The organism is Roseococcus sp. GW821-FHT12F05, from assembly GCF_058806835.1.
The window spans coordinates 1-19,158 of the sequence record NZ_JBXAQB010000009.1 but is presented as its reverse complement, the minus strand read 5'-3'; the positions used below and the strand labels follow the sequence as shown (position 1 = coordinate 19,158).

Sequence of the window (19,158 nt, the reverse complement as noted above, 5' to 3'; positions counted from 1 at the left end):
GGGCCTCAGTAGTTCAGGGCGCGCAGCTCCGCGAGGAGCTCGCCCTTCAGGTCCGGGGCGCCGGAAGGGGCCTCCCCCGGCTCCTCACGGCCCCGCTCCTCACGGAGGGTCCATTTCATCACATCCTCGGCGAGATGGGCCACGAGCGCGTCTACCGTCGGGAAGTCGAAGGCCAGGGTCTGCCGGAGCTCGACGCCGAGCTTGCGGTCGAGCTCGGCCTTCAGCTCGAGGTTCATCAGCGAATCGAAGCCGAGCTCCTCCAGGGGCCGCGCGGGATCGACGGCCTGGCCCGGCGGCAGCTCCAGGAGCGCCGCCACCAGCCGGCCCGCATGCGCCCGCAGGAGCCGGCGCCGGTCGGCCAGGGGCGCCCGCTCCAGCTCGGCCCGCAGGGCGGGCGCCTGCGCCGGGACGGCGGGCGCCGCGGCCCGCGGCGGCATGCGTGCGGGCCCTTCCGGCAGAACGGCGACCTGCCCCTGCCGCTCCAGCAGGAGGCGGTCGAGCACGGCATCCGCCGCCGCCGGGTCGATGCGCGCGATCCCCTCGTCCCGGAGCGCACGGGCCATGCCCTCGCCGGCCCAGGGGCCCCAGTCCACCGCGAGCGCCGGCAGCCCCAGCGCGGCGCGGTGGTGGGCGAAGGCGTCCAGGGCCGCATTGGCCGCGGCATAGTTCGCCTGGCCCGGCGTGCCGAGCAGGCCCGAGGCCGAGGCGTAGAGGAGGAAGAAATCCAGCGGATCCTCCCGCAGCGCCTCGTGCAGGTGCCAGGCGGCCGTCAGCTTGGGCGCGAGGACCTCGGCGAAGCGCGCCTCGTCCTGCCGGGCGATGACGGCGTCGTTCACCAGGCCGGCGGCGTGGATCACGCCCGAAAGCGGGGGCAGCCCGGCCCGGAGCCGCGCCACCTCGGCCCGCACGCCGAGGTCGGCCTGCCTCACCTCGACCTCGGCGCCGAGCTCCCGCAGCGCCTCGACGGCCTGGTCCGCCTCCGGCGAGGGCGGCCGGCGGCCGGCCAGCACGACGCGCCGCGCCCCGCGCGAGACCAGCCAGCGGGCGGCGTGCAGCCCGAGCGCGCCCAGTCCGCCGGTCACGAGATAGACGCCGTCCGGCCGGATCACGCCGCCGCGTCCGGCCGGGGCCTGCCAGAGCACGATCTTGCCGATGTGGCGGGCCCTGGCCATGTGCTGGAACGCCGCCCCTGCCCGGTCGATCGGGAAGAGCTCGGAGCGCAGCGGCGCCAGCGTGCCGTCCCCGAGCCGGGCGGCCATCTCGGCCATCATCGCGGCGACCAGAGGCTGGTCCTGCTTCACGTCCCACAGGTCGAACGGGAAATAGGCGATGCCCCGCCCGAGCTCCTCCACCTGCCGCCGGGACCAGATGTCCATCCGGCCGATCTCGACGAACCTGCCGCCGTCCGCGAGCGCGGCGAAGCTCGCGGCGATGGCCTCGCCGCCCAGGCTGTTGAGCACCACGTCCACGCCCCGGCCGCCGGTCAGGCGGCGAATCTCGCCGGCGAAGTCGGGCCGGCGCGAGTCGAAGAGGTGGGCGATCCCCTGCCGGCGCAGATGGCCCCACTTGCCCGGGCTCGCCGTCGCGAAGATCTCGGCGCCCGCCCGCTTCGCGACCTGGATGGCGGCCTGGCCGACGCCGCCGGCCGCGGCGTGGATCAGGACGCGCTCGCCGTCCTTGAGCCCGGCCAGCCGGTCGAGGCCGTAATGGGCGGTGAGGAAGGCGAGCGGCAGGGTGGCGGCGTCGCGGAACGAGAGGCCGGGCGGCTTCGGCACCACGAAGGCCGCCGGCACGCTCACCCGGTCCGCGAGGCTGCCCACCGTGAGCCCGGCGATCACGGGCTGGCCGGGGCGCAGCCCGGCGACATCAGCGCCCACGGCCGTGACGAGGCCGGCGCATTCCAGGCCGTAGGGCATGCGGGCCGCGGAATCCGCCAGCAGCCCCATGCCGTGCAGGACGTCCCGGAAGTTGAGGCCGCTCGCCATCACCCCGAGGGTGACCTCGCCTGGGCCGGGCGGGGCGCCGGCGAAGACCGGCAGCTCCACCGGCCGGGCCGGCCCCTCGGCGGACAGCTCCGCCTGGAACGCCTGGCCCTGGCGGAAGGCGATCTCCTCGCCGGAGGGCGCCTCGGGGAGGAAGCGGGCCAGCTCGCGAATGGGAGGGGCTTCGCCGGCGTCGAGGTCGAGCCGGGCGATCCGCAGGTCCGGGTATTCGCGGGCGGCCACGCGCGACAGCCCCCAGAGGCCGGCCTCGGCGACGGCGGGCACCTCCTCCATCCCCACGCGCTGGCTGCCGCGCGTGACCAGGACGAGCCGCGCGCCGGAGCGCCCGGCCGAGGGGCCGAGCGCCTGGACGAGACGCAGGTGCCGGCCATAGGAGGCCGGGACGCCGCCCGCGGCATCCGCCGCCATGAGAGCGAGATCGGCGACGACGCCGCCCGGCATGGCCTCCGCGATCCGCCGATGCAGCGCGCCGGCGTCCTGCGTCTCTTCCTCGCGGAGCAGCGTCACGGCATGGCCCTGCCGCCCCAGCGCCTCCGCGAGCGCGGCGAGGGCTGCCGCATCGTCGCCGGTGAGGACGAACCGGCGCGCAGGGTTCCCGCCGGCCGGCAGCGGCGCCGGCTGCCAATGGAAGCGAAGGAGGCGCGGCTCCGCGACGGCTCCGGCGCGCGGCTTCGAGCGGACGAAGGCCAGCCCCTCGATCTCGGCCACGACGCGGCCTTCGGCCAGCACGCACAGGTCCAACTGCGCCCGCTCGCCGTCGGCAGCGCGCAACCTCGCCACCACCGTCGCGGCGGAGCCGGCGGCCCCATGGACGCGGAGGCGGTCCATCCCGGCCGGCAGCCAGCTCGTTCCTTCCGGCAGCCCGGGCAGGATGGCGCTGCATCCCACGAGGCCGCCATCGAGCAGGGCCGGGTGCAGCAGGTAGCTCTCCGATGGTCCCGCGGCATCGGGCAGGGTCATGGCCGCCAGGGCTGCCTCGCCGCGGCGCTCGACCCATTCCAGGCTCCGGAAGGCGGGGCCGGGCTCGATGCCCTGGCGCGCCAGGGTGGCGTAGATCTCGGCGCCCTCGATGCGCTGCGCCAGTGTTGCCTCCGCCTCGGGCGGGGCCATCCCGGCGGCGACATCGGCGAGACGGGCGGTCGCGTGGAGCGTCCATTCGCCGTCCACACCGGGCCGGGCATAGAGGCTCCAGCCGCCATCCTCCGCCACGACCGTCTGGATCTCGGTCCCGTCTCCCTCATGAAGCGGCAGGGGCCGCAGGAGCGACAGCCGCTCGACGGCGCTGGTCCGGCCCGGACGCGCGGCGAGGGCATTCTGCGCCGCGATCTCGGCGAAGGCCGACGCCGGCAGGAGACTTTCGCCGCCCACCCGATGATCGCGCAGATAGGCATGCGCAGGCCCCAGCGTCAGGACGAAGCGCCGCTCCGCGCTGCCGGCCAGGGACAGCGCGGCGCCGGCGAGGCCGAAGGGAACTTCGGCAACATCCGAACGGGCTGCGGGCCGCTCGATGAAATGGCGCTGCCGCTCGAAGGGATAGGACGGCAGCGCGATCCGCCGTGTGCGGCCCGCGGCATGCACCCTCGCCCAGTCGATCGGCGCGCCCGCCAGATGGAGCCGGGCGAGCAGGCGGCAGGCTTCCATCCGGGTGAGCGGCTTCTCCACATCCAGGACGAGCACGTTGCCGCCGAGCGCCGCCATGGCCGCCTCCGGGTCCGGCGCCTGGCCGAGCTGCTGCCACCAATAGGCCGGGCTCGTCGCCTCGGCCCCGATCGCACGCCCGAGCATGCCGGAGACCAGGGGGGTGCCGGGAGGCGAGAGATGGAGCGCCCGCAGCGCCCGCAGAAAGGCGAAGCGGCCCGCCTCGCGGTCGGCCTGGGCGAGCGCCGCCTCGCGCGCCTGCAGGAGCTGCCGGGCCTCGCCGAGGCCGAGGACGCCGGCGCAGCAGGCCGCGGCGATCTCGCCGAAGCCGAAGCCGATGACATGGGCCGGATGGAGGCCGAGGGCTTCCAGCTCCCGGGCGGCCGAGAAGGCGTCGGCAAGCCGCTCCGCGCCTCCCGCCCCTTTGTCGGGGAAGCGAAACACGAGGGCGGGCGGGCGGACAGGAGCCGCGACCGGCGCCAGCGGCCCCCGCAGCTGGCGCACGAGCCCTTCGACATCCTCGAAGACGAAGGCTGCGCGCACCGGAAACATGGCCCGCCCGATGTTGAGCGTGGCGGCGACGGCGGCGGGATCGATGCCGGGCCGCGCCTCCAGCGCCGCCGCGTGGCGTTGAGCCAGGGCGCCGAGAGCCGCCTCGGACCGCGCCGAAAGCGCCAGCGCCCAGGGCCCCTGCCCCCGCACCTCCTCACGGAGGAGCGGCGGCGCCTCGATCACCATGTGCACGTTGGTGCCGCTCATGCCGAAGGCGCTGATCCCCGCGCGCCGAGGCTCGGGGCCGCCCCAGGGCCTGGTGCCGGTCGCCACCTCCATGCCGAGCCCGTCCCATGGCATCAGCGGATTGGGGGAGGCGAAATGGAGGTTCGCGGGGATCTCCGCCCGGTTCACCGCCAGGGCCGCCTTCACGAAGCCGGCGACGCCCGCCGCCGCCTCCAGATGCCCGAGATTGGTCTTCACGGAACCGATCACCAGCGGGGCCGCGCGCTCGCTCCCATAGGCGTCGCCGAGCGCCCGCAGCTCGATCGGATCGCCGAGCCGGGTGCCGGTCCCATGGGCCTCGACATAGCCGATCGAGCGCCCGTCCACCCCCGCCTCCGCGAGCGCCGCCCGGATCACCGACCGCTGGGCGGCTCCGTTCGGCGCGGAGATGCCGTTGCTGCGCCCGTCATGGTTCACCGCGGAGCCGCGGATGACGGCGATGACCGGATCGCCCGCCGCGAGCGCGTCGTCGAGCCGCCGCAGCGCCACGACGCCGCAGCCCTCGCCCCGCACGAAGCCGTCCGCGTCCGCGCTGAAGGTCCGGCAGCGGCCGCTCGGCGACAGGGCCCCCATGCGGCAGAGCCCGAGGGTGATCTCCGGCGAGAGCGCCAGGCTGACGCCGCCCGCCAGCGCCCGGTCGCATTCGCCGGCGCGCAGGCTGCGGCAGGCCAGGTGGATCGCCAGCAGGGAGGAGGAGCAGGCGGTGTCGACCGCCAGCACCGGCCCGTGCAGGTCGAGGTGATAGGCGATGCGCCCGGCGGCGAGGCTGCGCATCATGCCGAGGCCCGCATGCCCGTCGATCTCGGCGGCGGCGCGCCGGTAGAGCCGCTCCTGGGCGTAGTCGTCCGAATAGATGCCGATCCAGACCCCGGTCTGCGAGCCGGCGAGGGAGGCCGGAGACCAGGCGGCGTTCTCGATCGCTTCCCACGCCACCTCGAGCAGCAGGCGGTGCTGCGGATCCATGGACGCCGCCTCGCGCGGCGAGATGCCGAAGAAGCCGGCATCGAAGCGGTCGATGCCGTCGAGGACGCCCATGTGCCGGCTGTAGGAAAGCTCGCCGCCCACGCCTTCCCCACGCTCCTCGGGGATCGGGCGGACCGCGTCGGTCCCTTCGCGCAGGAGCCGCCAGAAGCTCTCGGCGTCGTCCGCGCCGCCCGGCAGCCGGCAGCCGATCCCGACGACGGCCACGGGCTCGGCGGGCGGCGTGGGCACCGGTCAGGCCACCGCGGGCGCCGCCCGCCGCGTGGCGAGCACCTCGGCGCCGGCCAGGCGATCCACCAGGGCCGCCAGCGTTGGGGCCTCCCAGGCCAGCGTGGGCTCCAGGGCATGGCCGAGATGGAGGGCGAGCTCGCGGGCCAGCGCGACGCCGAGCACGGAATCGAGCCCGTATTCGGCGAAGGCGCGCTCGCGCTCGATCTCCTCCGCGCGAAGGCCGAGGCGCCGCGCCAGCCAGCCGGCGACCCAGGCTTCCGCCTCTTCCGGGGAGCGCCGCCCCGGAAGAGGGGCCGCTTCCGGCCGGCTGGCCGCGGCCCGCAGCTCCCGCTTCAGGATCTTGCCCGTCGGGTTGCGCGGCAGCGCGCCGGCGAACTCGATGACGGCGGGCACCTTGTAGGCGGCCAGCGACCGGCGGCAATGCGCCTCGATCTCCTCGGGCGCCTCGGCGCAGCCGGGATGCAGCACGAGGCGGGCCCAGACCTCCTCGCCCAGGAAGGGATCCGCCACGCCGTAGACCGCCGCCTCGGCGACGGAGGGATGGCCGTGGAGCGCGTTCTCGACCTCGGCCGGATAGACGTTGCGGCCGCCGACGATGATGAGGTCGCTCAGCCGGTCCTCGACCGAGAGATAGCCGTCCGCGTCGAGCCGGCCGATGTCGCCGGTGTGCAGCCAGCCGTCGCGGATGGTCCTCGCGGTCTCGTCCGGCCGGTTCCAGTAGCCCAGCATGACGTTGGGGCCGCACAGCACGACCTCGCCGGCTTCTCCTGCCGGCAGCACGCGGCCGTCCCGGGGATCGACGACGCGCAGCTCGACGCCGTCGATGGCGGTGCCCACCGTGCCCGGCCGGAGCAGCTCCGCATGGTTGTAGGTGGCGAAGGGGGAGCACTCGGTCTGCCCGTAGCCCTGGTGGATGGGCAGGCCCATGCGGCGGGTCCAGCGCTCCTCCACCTCGCGCGGCAGGGGCGCCGCGGCGGAGAACCAGTAGCGCACCGAGGAGGTGTCGGCCGCGCCGACATGCTCCTCGAGGGAGAGGAAGGTGGTCGGCACGCCGAACACCATGCTCACGCCATCGGCGCCGAGCGAAGCCAGCACGGCCTCCCGGTCGAAGCGTGAGTGGAGGACGATGCAGGCGCCCGCGCAGAAGGCCGCATTCATGATGGCGTTCTGGCCGAAGCAGTGATGCAGCGGCAGGAACAGCAGCAGCCGGTCCTCCGCCCCGACATCCATGTAGCGGACCTTCGAGCGCGCGGTGAAATCGACGTTGCCGTGCGACAGGACGACGCCCTTCGGCCGGCCCGTCGTCCCCGACGAATAGACGATCACGGCCGGATGGCTGGCATCGACCGTGGCCGGCGCGAGCGGCTCGCCGCCCGGCGCGTCGGGCGTGAGGCGGAGGATGCCGCGCTGCTCCAGGACGCCGGCGGCGGCCTCGCCGGCAAAGGCCGCACGGGCGCCGCTGTCGGACAGGATGAAGGCGATCTCCTCCTCCGCCAGCAGCGGATTGATGCAGACGGCGACCGCGCCCAGGCCGAGGATGGCGAGATAGGCGAAGACGAAGCCGGGAGAGTTCGGCAGGAGCAGCGCCACGCGGTCGCCGCGGCCGATGCCCTGCGCGGCCAGCATGCGCCGCAGGCGCGCGGCCTGCGCGCCGACAGCCCCATAGGTCAGCGTGTCACCCTGATGGACGAGGCAAGGACGGCCGGCCGCGGCACTATCGACGAAATTCGCGACGTTCAGATTGCCGTTGTCCGCCGCCATGGGAATGGCGCTCCCGATGCCAGTTCTCGTTCAGAGACAAGCAGTTCCATGACCCAAGCGGACGCTACAAGTCGCCCCCGGCGCCCGTCAAGCCGCTTCACAGAATGGTACGGTTCAGGCCAGGCTCAGGGCCGGATATGCTCGAAGCGCAGCACGGCCAACCGCGCCCGCACCGCCAGCGCCCCGGCCAGTCCGGCGGCGGGGGCGAGATCGCGCAGAGTCCAGGCCTCCGCCTCTTCCGGCGCGCCCGAGATCTCGATCAGGCGGGGCGCCTCGCCCGCCGCGAACTCCACGCTGAAATCCGCGAAGCGCTGCAGCAGCCCGCGCCCGAGCGCCTTGGCGAAGGCTTCCTTGCGCGTCCAGGCGCGGAAGAAGGCCTCCTCCCGCGCCGCCCGCGGCACGGCGGCGAAGGCGGCGATCTCACGCGCGGAGAAATTGTCCGCAACGATGCCCGCCATGCCGTCGAGCGGACGAAGCACCTCGATGTCTATCCCCACCGGCCGGTCGGCGATGGCGATGGCGACGTGGCTGTCGCTGTCGCTCAGATTGAAATGGGGGCCCGCGGTCAGCTCCGGCTTGCCGTGGGGACCGGAGGAGAAGCGCAGCGTGGCCGGGTCCTTGCCGAGGTACCGGCTGAGCAGCAATCGCAGAAGGCCGCGGCGGCGGAGGAAGCGATCGCGAAGAACCGCGGTCGCGAAACGGTCCGCGCGCGCGGCCTCCTCCACGGACAGGAGCGTTTCGAGATGCGGCTGGTCGCCGGCGAGCGCATCGAGGTCCGCATGCCAGACATGGACCTCTCCGACCGCGAGCGCGCATGGGTCCGGCAGGCGCCCGGCCAGCATCCTCAGGCGCCCGGCCGGAAGCGGTCGAACAGACCGCAGATCTCCGTCACCAGGGCCGTCCGATGGGCATTCTGATAGAAATGGCCGCCCGGATAGAGCGTCACGCCGGAGAAGACGCGTGCATGTGCCCTCCAGCCATCGAGATCCTCGGCGGTGACGCTGTCCGCGTCGCCGCCGAAGGCATGGATCGGGCAGTCGAGCGGATCGTCATGCCGGAACTCGTGGGTCTCCACGGCTGCCAGGTCGGCCCGCAGGATGGGCAGCATCAGCGCGACGAGTTCCGGATCCTCGAACACCGCCGCCGGGGTGCCGTCGAGCGCCTTCAACTCGCGGATGAGATCGCCGTCGGACAGGCGGTGCAGCGGAGGCCGGCGGCGTGGCAGATGCGGCGCCGCCCGCGCGGAGACGAAGAGGGCCACGGGCGCGGGCGCGCCGAGGTCGCGCAGGCGGCGCTGCGTCTCGAAGGCAAGGAGGGCGCCGAGACTGTGCCCGAACAGCGCATAGGGCCGGTCCAGCGCAGGCCGGAGCGCGGCCGCCAAGGCATCCGCGATCCGGTCGAGCCTTTGCAGGGGCGCCTCCCGGATCCGGCCGCCGCGGCCCGGAAGCTGCACGGGAATGATGCCCAGTCGCGGATCCGCCGCGCGACGCCATGGCATGTACGCGGCGGCGCTGCCTCCCGCATAGGGCAGGCAGAACAACCGCGCGGGGCTTTCGGCGGCGGCGGGAAAGCCCAGGAACCAGGGGGACGCGTCCGGTGCCGTGATGTCCGTCATGATCCCCGCTCAGGCACCCGCGACACGATGACTTGCCAAGGCGTGGGCCGGCATCGACACGGCCCGGCCGGACCTCAGGCGTTGCAGACCAGTATCCATTCCCGGAGAATGGGTAAAGCATCCATGGATTCCCGGCGGACGCCGTCTCATGAATGGGCGCCCATGCGGTCACTCTTCCAGCGCCCAGGCGCCATGCCGAGGCCATGAGGAAACAGCCTTCATGAAGCTCCACAACCTGCCCGCCGTCATCGTCGGCGAGCAGCCGCTCACGCCTGCGGACGTCTGGACCGTGGCGCATGGCCATGCGCGCGTTGAGCTCGCCTCCTCCGCCGCGTTCCGCGACCGGATCGAGGCCGGCTCGCGCCTGCTGAACGCCCGCATCGCAGCGGGCGAGCGCATCTACGGCGTCAATACCGGCTTCGGCGAATCGGTGGTGACGGAAGTGCCGGCGCATCTCGCGGACGACCTCGCGGCCAATCTCGTGCGGTTCCATGGCGTGGGCACGGGCGCCCCGCTGGACGAAGCCGAGTCCGCGGCGGTGCTGACGGCCCGCCTCGCCTCTCTCGCGGCGGGCTGGTCGGGCGTCCGGCTGGAGGTGCTGGACCGCCTGGCGCAGCTGCTCGGCCGGCGCATCCTGCCCGTCATCCCCAGCGAGGGGTCCGTGGGCGCGAGCGGCGACCTGACCCCGCTGTCCTATGTCGCCGCCGTGCTGGCGGGAGAGCGCGAGGTCCATGCCGGATCGGGCATCGTCCCCGCGGCCGAGGCGCTGGCGGCCGCGGGACTGGCGCCGGTGACGCTGGGGCCGAAGGAAAGCCTCGCGATCATGAACGGCACCAGCGTGTCGGTCGCACTCGCGGCCCTCGCCTTCGAGCGCGCGCGCTGGCTCGCGCGGCTCGCGGCAGCGCTGACCGCGATGGCGAGCGACGTCACCCGGGGCAATCCCGCGCATTTCGATCCGCGGATCTTCCGGGCCAAGCCGCACCCGGGACAGTTCCGCTGCGCCGAGTGGATCGCGGGGGACGTGGAATACAAGGCCGGCACGCCCCGCGAAGGGCGCCTGCAGGACCGCTACTCCATCCGCTGCGGCCCGCATGTCATCGGCGTCCTGCTCGATGCGCTCGACTGGATGAAGCCCTGGCTCGAGACGGAGCTGAACGGCGCGTCCGACAACCCGCTCATCGATCCGGAGACGGGCGATCCGCTGTTCGGCGGCAATTTCTATGGCGGCCATGTGTGCTTCGTCGCCGACGGGCTCAAGAACGCCGTCGCCAATGTCGCCGACATCCTCGACCGGCAGCTGGTGCTGATCTGCTCGGCCTCGACCAGCAGCGGCCTGCCGGAGAACCTGGTCGGCGCGGAACCCGCCGCACGCGCGGCGCATCACGGCTTCAAGGCGATGCAGATCGCGGCCTCGGCCCTCACGGCGGAAGCGCTCAAGGCGACCATGCCGGCGAGCGTCTTCAGCCGCAGCACCGAGAACCACAACCAGGACAAGGTCAGCATGAGCACCATCGCGGCGCGCGACTGCCTGCGCGTGGTGGAGCTCACCGAGACCGTCTCGGCCATCTGCCTGCTCGCGCTCGCCCAGGCGGTCGACCTGCGGCGGGACGAGGGCTGCCACGCCCGCGGCCGCGCGCTCCGCGACGCGGTCCGCGCCGTGGTGCCCTTCAACGACCGGGACATGCGCCAGGACGGGCACATCGCCCTGGTGAAGGAGATGATCCGCAACCGCGCGCTGCCGCTGGACTTCGCGTGACGCGGCCGGCGCCGACGCCCGGCATGCGCCGGCGCGCGCGGGCCGTGCGCGGCCTGTTCACCCGGATCATGCTGCACCTGTTCTGGTGGGACATCCTGCTCGCGGCCGGCCCGCTCCGCCGCTTCCGGAGGCCGTCCGCGCCGCGATGGGCCCGCCTCGCCCGCCTCTACCGCGCGGAGGCTGAGCGCCTCGGCGGCGTCCTCATCAAGCTCGGCCAATATGTCGGCGCGCGCGTGGACATCGTGCCCAAGGAGGTCACGGACATCATGGCGGGCCTGCACGACGCCGTGCCGCCAGCGCCCGCCTCCGCCATCGTCGCGCAGCTGGAAGCCGATTTCCTGCTGCCGATGGCGGAGCTGTTCCGCAGCTTCGACCCCATCCCTCTCGGCGCGGCCTCGCTCGGCCAGGCACACCGGGCCGTGCTGCCGGATGGGCGGGCCGTCGTCGTCAAGGTGCTGCGGCCCGGCATCCACGAGATCGTCGAGAGCGATCTCTCCATCATCGGCCGCGCGATCCGCCTGATGAAGCGCGTGCCGAGCATCCGCCGGCGCGTGAATCTCGATCTCCTGGCGCAGGAGTTCGTCACCGTGACCGGGCGCGAGCTCGACCTCGTCGCCGAGGGCCGCAGCAGCGAGCGCTTCGCGCGCCAGTTCGCCGAGGATCCCGATATCCACGTGCCGAAGATCCATTGGTCGCGATCGGGCCCCCGCACGCTCACGATGGAGGACGTCTCCTACGTGCCCATCACCGACGTGCTCGGCTACGAGGTGGCCGGGGTGGATCGCCATCGCGTCGCGAGCAAGCTGATGGATGCCTATCTGGACCAGATCTTCCGGTTCGGCTTCGTCCATGCGGATCCCCATCCCGGCAACCTCTTCGTGCAGCCGCTGCCGGCGAAGGACGAGCGGCACCTGCCGGCGCTGCCACCGGCCGGCCCGGTCCCGAGCCACCTGCCCTACCTTCCCGGCAGGCCGTTCCGGCTGGTTTTCATCGACTTCGGCATGGCCGTGCAGATCCCGCCCCATGCTCGGCAATCACTGCGCACCTATGCCGCCGGGCTCGCCACGCGCGACGCCTACACCATCGTCCAGTCCTATGTGGAAGGAGACCTGCTCCTGCCCGGCACGGACATCGAGGAGCTCGAGCGGATGACCGCGACGATGCTGAACAGGTTTCCCCACGCCTTCGTCGGGCAGGTCCGCACGGCCGAGCTGCCCGAATACGGGCAGATCTTCGCGGACTACCAGTCGCTGCTCTACAGCTCGCCGATGAAGCTCCCGGCGGAGCTGCTGTTCGTGTTCCGCGCCATGGGAATCTGCTCCGGCACCGTCGCCGCCATCGACCCGGGCTTCGATCCGGCCGAGCGCTTCATGCCGCTGGCGCAGCGCCTGGTCACGGACGAGCTCACCCCCGATGCCGACCGGCTGAAGCGGCTGTGGGCCTTCGGCCTGCGCCTGCCCGCGCGGCTCGACAACCTGATGACGCAGCTGGAGCGCGGAAAGCTGCGCGTGCGCGTCAGCGCGGACCGCCACGGGGACGGCGCGCGCTCCCGGATGCAGTCGGCGAATCAGCTCGGCATCGCGCTCGTGGCAGTGGGGGTGATGGCCTGCGCGGTGCTGCTCGGCCCGCACGGCGAGATCGTCACGACGCCGACGGGGCTCGCCGTGCTGGCGATCGCCGCTATGGCGCTCCTGCTGGGGCGCCGGCGCTGAGGGCCGCCGTTCCGCCAAGGATCTCATCGACGAAGGACACGAAGCGCGCCGGGGCGTCGTAGCCCGCGAGCACCCGCTCCAGGCGCTCCGCATTCGCCTTGTACTGCGGCCCATCGAGCATCCGCGTGGCGGCATCCCGCACCGCTTCAGTGCCCGCCTCGGCCTCGAGGAGGCATTCGGCCACGCCGTGCCGTACCGCAAGGCGGGTGAAGACGAGCTGGTCGGCGTTGCTCGGGATGGCGAGGAAAGGGGCGCCGCCCGCCAACGCCTGGTAGGCCGACGACGCGCCCCCGCTGCAGATCACGAGCGCCGCCCGCCGCGCGGCTTCCTCGCCGGGGATGAAATCGGAGACGAACAGGTTGTCGGCGGTCGACGCTACGGCCCCCTTGTCCGTGGTTCCAACCATCACGCTGACGGGCAGGTCGACGAGCGCCGCGACGATGCCGGCCAGCAGGGACGGCTCCCCGGAACTGCCGAGGTTCACGTAGACGAGCGGCCTGTCGGCAGGCACCTGCCCCCACCAGGGGGGCGCCGGCCGCGACGGCGTCCACTGGATCGGCCCGATATGGCGGTGCAGCGGCGGCGGATCGCGCGTGGGGTTGATCTCGGGGATGTCCGGATGGACGACATAGTCGCCGTCCGTGAAGACCTCCTTCAGCGTCAGCCCGACGGGGGGCAGCCCGTGGCTCACCCGGGCGATGTTGTGCGGCAGGCCCACCAGCATGCTGCCGACCGGCGTCAGGGCACGGGCGACCCGGTCGGCCATCTCGCGCCCGAGGAGGCCGGTCCAGGGATTGTTCACCACCTCGAGGGGCACGTCCGAGAACGGGCTCCAATGGGCATTGATGATGTTGACGTAGGGCACGCCGAGGCGGCGCGCGCTGATGGACAGGGACTGCCGCATGTCCCCGACCACGAGCCGCGGCGCGAGCAGCCGCATGAGGCGCGTGTCCTCCCGCACGTAGTCCGCGAGCGTGCCGGGGCTGAACAGCGGCTCGTTCCGCTTCAGGATCTGGGCGTTCGTCGCCGCGTCGATCGAGGAACGGAGGGGAATGGTGCGGTAGGGCCTCTCGCCCATCAGCGCGTCGAAGCGCGGATCGCAGGCGAGCGTGACCGGGTAGCCCGCCGCATGCAGCGCATCCGCCAGCATCTTCGGCCGCAGCACGTGCGTCAGCGTCACCGCCTCCCCGATGAAAAGGACATGGGGCTTCATCTCATCGCTCCTCGCTGGCTGGGCCCGCGCCCCTGCGCAGGATGCCGTTGGCCTGGATCTCCTCGAGCATGGCGCGGTAGGCCTCGCCGGACCGCGGCTCGCCCCCGATCCAGCGGGCCAGTTCGGCGACGCCGTCGCAGAGCGACACTTCCGCCTCGAATCCGAGCGCCTGCCGGGCCAGCCGCGTGTCGGCGAAGCAGCAGCGGATATCGCCGAGGCGCGACCAGCCCGTGACCTCGACCGCCGCCGCGACGCCGAGCCCGACGCACACCGCCTCCGCCATCGCGCGGATGGTGGTCGCCACGCCCGAGCCGATGTTCACCGGCCCTCCCGGCGCGGGAGCATCGAGCGCGAGCAGGTTGGCACGGGCGACGTCGCGCACCGAGACGAAGTCGCGGGTGGGCAGGCCGTCCTCGAAGAGCTGGATCGGCAGGCCGTCCTGGCGGCGGGAGAAGAAGACGTTGGCGATGCCCGTATAGGGATTGCCCCATGCCTGGCGCGGTCCGTAGACGTTGAAGTAGCGCAGGATCACGAGGCCGACGCCGAGGCCCCTGGCGGCCTGCGCCGCCAGCTGCTCCTGGAAGAGCTTGGTCGTGGCGTAGATCGACTGTGGCTTCGGCTCCTGCCGCTCGTCGGTGGCGATGGCGGCGACGGCGCCACCGCAGAGGGGGCAGCGCAGGTGCCACCGGCCCTGGTCGAGCTGCTCGCGGGAGCGCCCGGGCGGCGCGACGGGGCCGCAATCTCGACAGAGATGGGCGCCCTCGCCATAGACCGCGCGCGAGGAGCCCAGGACCACCCGCTCGACACCGCCACGCAGGCCGACGGCATCCCACAGCGCGGCCGTGCCCGATACGTTGACGTCCAGGTAGTCCTGCAGCCGATACATGGAACGGGCCGTGCTCGTCCGCGCCGCCAGGTGATACACGGCGTCGATCCCGTCCAGGGCCCGGGCGAGCGCGTCCGGGTCGCGCACGTCTCCCTTGCGCCGCTCCACCGCCGCATGGAGATAGGCGGGCCATGTGCCGGAAGGGCCGTGCACCTCGGGATCGAGGCCATCGAGAACGCGCACGCGGTGACCGGCCTGCAGCAGCGCCTCGGCCGTGTGCGAGCCGATGAAGCCGGCACCGCCGACGATCAGGACCCTGCGTGCCATCGGCTCCCCTGCCCCGGCAGGGCCTCCTCGGCGACACCCCCGAGCAGCGCCCGGATGTCGGGACGGACGGCCTCTCCGGCGGGAAGGGCACGAGGGCGCGAGCCGGCCGGTCGCTCTGGATTCAGGGTCGTTGACAAGGCGACCTCGGCCCGGATATCCGCATCGTGAGTGCTTCTGCGCCTTGCCCAATGACTGGCATGTCATTCTGCGGCCGGCCCTGCGGACAGGCAACAGGAGCGCTCCTGCAGGAATGCATGCACAGGCAGCGCCGATGACCGACTTCCTGCTCGTCCACGGCGCATGGCACGGCGGCTGGTGCTGGAAGCGTGTCGCCGCCGCCCTGTCGGCAGCGGGCCATCGGGTCTTCACCCCCTCGCTGACGGGGCTGGGGGACCGCCGCCACCTCCTTGGACCGCAAACCGGCCTTTCCTCCCATGTTGCCGACATCCTGGCGGTGATCGAGAGCGAGGAACTGTCCGACATCGTCCTGTGCGGGCACAGCTACGGCGGTGCCGTGGCGCTGCTGGCTGCCGACCGCGTCCCCGGGCGCGTCGGCGCGCTGGTGCTGATCGACGCCCTCTTCCCCGAGCCGGGCCGCTCGCTGCTCGACGTCGACGGCGAGGAGCGGCGCAACCTCATCCTGTCCCGTGCGGTGGAAACGGAGCACGGCGCCGTCCTGCCGCCCGCGCCGGCTGCGATGTACGCGCTCGCCTCGCCCGAGGACGCCGCCTGGGTCGACCGGCGCTGCGCGCCTCATCCGCTCCGGACATTCCAGGACGCGGCGGAGCTGACCGGGGCGTGGCAGGGGGTCCCGCATCTCGCCTATGCGGCCACGCTGCGCTTCCGGCCGCCGGATTTCCGCGCCATCGCGGCACGTCTCGCCGATGGCGGACGCTTCGCCGTGAGCACGCTGGATACCGGCCACGAGGCCATGATCGACGGCCCGGCCGAGACGGCGGCCCTGCTGGTGGACGCCGGGAGGGCGGCCGCGGGCGGCATGGGAGAGGCGGCGGCGGCGTCGGCATGAGCGCCGCCGATCCCGGCGAGTCCGGCGACCATGCCGCGATCGCGATCCCGAAGCGGCGCTTCCACCTCGCCCTGGCAGGCCTGCTCCTGGTCATGTCGCTGAGCGCGCTCGATTCGAACATCGTCGGACCGGCCTTGCCGCGCATCATCAGCGACCTCGGCCAGGTGGGCGAGCTGTCCTGGGTGCTGACGATCTTCCTGCTGACCAGCACCGCCGCAACGCCCGTCTACGGCAAGCTGAGCGACATGCACGGGCGGCGCCCGCTGGTCACCGTGGCGGTGCTCATCTTCCTCGCGGGGTCCGCGCTCTGCGGACTGGCCCAGTCGATGCCGCAGCTTCTCGCCGGCCGGGCCTTCCAGGGCCTGGGCGCGGGCGGCCTGATGACCCTGACGCAGATCACCATGTCGGACCTCGTCTCGCCCCGGGCACGCGGCAGCTACCAGGGCCTGTTCGGCGCCGTGTTCACGCTCGCCAGCCTGGCCGGGGCTCCGCTTGGCGGCCTCATCACCGAGGCATGGTCGTGGCGGTGGATCTTCTACGTCAACCTGCCCTTCGGGCTCGCCGCCCTCGCCCTCATCTGGATGGGCCTGCCCCCCGGCCGACGGAGCTCGGAGCACCGTATCGATTTCGCCGGCATCCTCATGGTCCTGACGATCTCGACCTGCCTGCTGGCGGCGCTGAGCCTGGGTCCCTCCCTGGGCTGGGGCTCGGCCTTCGTGCTCGGGCTCCTCGCCGTGGCCCTGGCGCTGGGGGTGGCGCTGGTGCCCGTGGAGAAGCGGCATCCGGAGCCGCTGTTTCCCCTATCCGTGATCAGCAATCGGATCTGGCAGGTGGCGACGCTGGTATCGGCCGCCATGACGATGGCGGTCTTCGGCGCGCTCGCCTTCTTCCCCCTCTTCCTGCAGGTCGTGACCGGCCTGTCGCCGGCCGCATCGGGCCTCGTCATGACGCCGATGGCCGCAGGGCTCACCCTGTCGCTGCTTCTCGGCGGCCGCCGGATCTCCAGAACCGGGCGCTACAGGCGGCAGACCCTGGCGGGTGTCGCCACCGTGACGCTGTCGCTCCTCTCGCTCGGCTGGGCGACGTCGGCGAGCCTCGGCGACATGGCGGCAGGGCTGATGGCCGCCCTGCTCTTCTTCGTCGGCGCGGGGCTGGGCCTGTTGATGCCGGGCCTGACGGTCGCGCTACAGAACGCCGTGCCGCCCGGCGACATCGGGACGGCGACCTCCAGCTCGGGCTTCTTCCGCTCGCTCGCTGGCGCCTTCGGGATCGCGGCCGCGGGCGCCATCGTGGTCGGGCAGCTGAGCCTCGCCGGCCATTCTCCGGGCCATGAGCCGGCGAGCCTCGGGCTCGGCGAGATCGTGGGACTCCCGGACGCGGCGCGGCAGCTGATCATGGACCAGTATCAGGGCGCCATCGTCATCGGCTTCCTGGCGGCGGCCGCGGTCGCCCTGGGCGGGCTCCTCCTCGCGCTGGGGCTGGAGGAGAGGAAGCTGTCGGAGGTTCCCGGCAAGCCCACGGATTCAGCGGCCTGACGACGGCCCCGCCTTCGGCGCCATCCACCCGATGTTGTCCAGCTGCTCCAGCGTCAGGTCGAGGCTCACCTCGGCGGCCATCGCCTCCTGCTGCCGGTTGACCTCCGCCTGGGGCCGGCTGGCCGCGGGCTCGACATCCGCGGTGAGGGTAGGGTCGAGTCGGACGAAGCGATCCTCCAGGATGCGGCTGATCTGATAGTTGGTGGACTGCAGATTGGCATCCATTACCAGCCGGATCAGCGCCATCGGGTTGTCGCCGGCGAGGAGCCACTGGCCGTAGCCGACATCGCCGCGGCTCAGCGACATGTAGGCGTTCGAGATCCCCTGGCCGACCGACAGGATCAGCGTCCGATCGATCTCCGCGCCGAGGTAGTCGCGTGCCAGGGCCAGCGCGCACATGCTGGGATTGTTGGCGTAGAGGCCGCCGTCGACGCGTCCCTGGAAGGCCGGATGCAACACCGGGAGGGAGCTCGAGCGCAGGACGACGTCGGCGAGCGCCGGCGAGCGGGAGCCTTCCTCCGTGTCGAGATTGTGGGCGATCTCGATCGACCAGTGCCGCCGCTTCTGGAGGGAGATCTGGTTGTCGAGCGACACGGTCGGGATGACCACCTTCCGCTTCAGATCCTGAAGGCGGATCCCGCCGAACAGCATGCGGGCCTCGGCGTGGAGCTGCTCATGGGTGAGGAAGGCGCAGCCACCGGACATGGCGAACAGCGTGCGTGGCGAAAGCGGGCTCGCGCCGGCGAAAGGCTTCCAGCGCCGCCACAGCTCGATGGCCCGGTCGACCCCTTCCTCCACAGTGGGAGCAGCCGCAATGGCGCCGCTGGTCACGGCCCCGGCTGAGGTGCCGGCAAATATGTCGACGCCGTCCAGCAGGCCCGGGGCGGCCTCGATGAGCCTTTTCAGCAGCATGCAGCAGACCAACGGGCGCACGCCGCCGTCCAGGGAAAGGATCTTTACAGTCGTCATGATCTGCCAGAAGCCATGCCATGAGAGCCGGAGACGCGGTCATGGCCACAGGCGACTGCGTCTGCCGGGTACCGTGCCGGACGGAATTGATAATTGGAAGCGGCCACTTATGATAGACGCCGCAGCGCGTCGGCGAATACCCCGCTTCCGGGGCGAGAGGTTCAGGGGACATGCTGGAGATCTCACGGCTCATCGAGAGCGGCGTGGTCGTACTCGCCGTCAGCGGCAAGCTGAACATCGCGGGAGCGGCACTTCTGGAGCAGGAGCTGGAAGGCTGGTACGCCGGAGGAGGCGGCAGCCTGCTCCTGAATCTGCGTCGTGTCAGCTATCTGAGCAGCATGGGGCTGAGGGTGCTCATGCGCTTCACGCGAGACGCCAGGAAGGCCGGCAGCGACCTGATCCTGGTCTCGGTGAACGACGCGATATTCCCTGTGTTCGACATCACCGGCTTCTCACGCCTTCTCACCTTCGCCTCGAACGAAGCAGAAGCTCTTCAGCTGCTCGTCGCGAGGCCATCGGGCGCATGAGGCGGCGGGGCTCTCCCGCGCGGGCCTGATGAACGGGAACACCGCGCTCCTGGTGATCCGGAAGCGGTGAACCGCTTCAGCCGGCCCCGATGCCCGCCCATCCAGACAGCTTCACTCTATGGCAAAGAGCCGCCTGCGGAGCGGGATCTCCGAGACGGCGGCCAAGGCTCTGCTGATGCTGGAGATTTTGGATGCGGGGACAGGATTTGAACCTGTGACCTTCAGGTTATGAGCCTGACGAGCTACCGGGCTGCTCCACC

At 72.3% G+C, this 19,158-nt stretch carries 12 protein-coding genes; 5 read left to right on the top strand and 7 right to left on the bottom strand.

Annotation, left to right across the window (positions count from 1 at the left end; genetic code table 11):
• Positions 1-5: 5 nt before the first annotated feature.
• From AC1ROY_RS20665 to AC1ROY_RS20650, 4 genes are all read right to left on the bottom strand, one after another.
• Positions 6-5,630 (bottom strand): type I polyketide synthase, encoded by a 5,625-nt coding sequence (locus AC1ROY_RS20665; protein WP_493150767.1) that lies wholly within the window; start codon positions 5,628-5,630, stop codon positions 6-8.
• Positions 5,631-5,633: 3 nt separating this feature from the next.
• Positions 5,634-7,391 carry an AMP-binding protein gene (locus AC1ROY_RS20660; protein ID WP_493150766.1) on the bottom strand — a complete coding sequence of 586 codons (1,758 nt, stop codon included), beginning with the start codon at positions 7,389-7,391 and terminating at the stop codon, positions 5,634-5,636.
• Between the two features lie 125 nt (positions 7,392-7,516).
• Entirely contained in the window at positions 7,517-8,233 is a 717-nt protein-coding gene (locus tag AC1ROY_RS20655) for a 4'-phosphopantetheinyl transferase family protein (protein ID WP_493150765.1), read from the bottom strand.
• A 2-nt stretch (positions 8,234-8,235) separates the two neighbouring features.
• Positions 8,236-9,006 carry a thioesterase II family protein gene (locus AC1ROY_RS20650; RefSeq protein ID WP_493150764.1) on the bottom strand — a complete coding sequence of 257 codons (771 nt, stop codon included), beginning with the start codon at positions 9,004-9,006 and terminating at the stop codon, positions 8,236-8,238.
• A gap of 220 nt (positions 9,007-9,226) precedes the next feature.
• On the opposite strand from AC1ROY_RS20650, the gene AC1ROY_RS20645 reads away from it, so the two are divergent.
• Together AC1ROY_RS20645 and AC1ROY_RS20640 are read left to right on the top strand one after the other, a co-directional pair.
• Positions 9,227-10,762: an HAL/PAL/TAL family ammonia-lyase gene (locus AC1ROY_RS20645; protein ID WP_493150763.1), complete on the top strand. Its 1,536-nt coding sequence runs from the start codon at positions 9,227-9,229 to the stop codon at positions 10,760-10,762.
• A complete protein-coding gene (locus AC1ROY_RS20640) occupies positions 10,759-12,474 on the top strand; it encodes an ABC1 kinase family protein (protein ID WP_493150762.1) in 1,716 nt (571 codons plus the stop codon). Before AC1ROY_RS20645 ends, AC1ROY_RS20640 begins: the two co-directional genes overlap by 4 nt.
• Here AC1ROY_RS20640 and AC1ROY_RS20635 read toward each other — a convergent pair.
• Entirely contained in the window at positions 12,443-13,687 is a 1,245-nt protein-coding gene (locus tag AC1ROY_RS20635; RefSeq protein ID WP_493150761.1) for a nucleotide disphospho-sugar-binding domain-containing protein, read from the bottom strand. The two genes, AC1ROY_RS20640 and AC1ROY_RS20635, sit on opposite strands and share 32 nt — an antisense overlap.
• 1 nt (position 13,688) lies before the next feature.
• On the bottom strand, positions 13,689-14,840 hold the full coding sequence (locus AC1ROY_RS20630) for an NAD-dependent epimerase/dehydratase family protein (RefSeq protein ID WP_493150760.1): 1,152 nt from the start codon (positions 14,838-14,840) through the stop codon (positions 13,689-13,691).
• A gap of 271 nt (positions 14,841-15,111) precedes the next feature.
• Here AC1ROY_RS20630 and AC1ROY_RS20625 point away from each other — a divergent pair, with 271 nt between their 5' ends.
• Positions 15,112-15,867, top strand: a complete 756-nt coding sequence (locus tag AC1ROY_RS20625; RefSeq protein WP_493150759.1) for an alpha/beta fold hydrolase — start codon at positions 15,112-15,114, stop codon at positions 15,865-15,867.
• Positions 15,864-17,402, top strand: a complete 1,539-nt coding sequence (locus AC1ROY_RS20620) for an MDR family MFS transporter (protein WP_493150758.1) — start codon at positions 15,864-15,866, stop codon at positions 17,400-17,402. The genes AC1ROY_RS20625 and AC1ROY_RS20620 overlap by 4 nt, the downstream gene beginning before the upstream one ends.
• On the opposite strand, the gene AC1ROY_RS20615 is transcribed toward AC1ROY_RS20620, so the two are convergent.
• Positions 17,391-18,371: a patatin-like phospholipase family protein gene (locus tag AC1ROY_RS20615; RefSeq protein ID WP_493150757.1), complete on the bottom strand. Its 981-nt coding sequence runs from the start codon at positions 18,369-18,371 to the stop codon at positions 17,391-17,393. The two genes, AC1ROY_RS20620 and AC1ROY_RS20615, sit on opposite strands and share 12 nt — an antisense overlap.
• 170 nt (positions 18,372-18,541) lie before the next feature.
• Between AC1ROY_RS20615 and AC1ROY_RS20610 the strand changes: the two genes are divergently transcribed.
• Positions 18,542-18,898, top strand: coding sequence for an STAS domain-containing protein (locus AC1ROY_RS20610; RefSeq protein WP_493150756.1), 357 nt, complete (start codon positions 18,542-18,544; stop codon positions 18,896-18,898).
• The last annotated feature ends 260 nt before the right edge of the window (positions 18,899-19,158 follow it).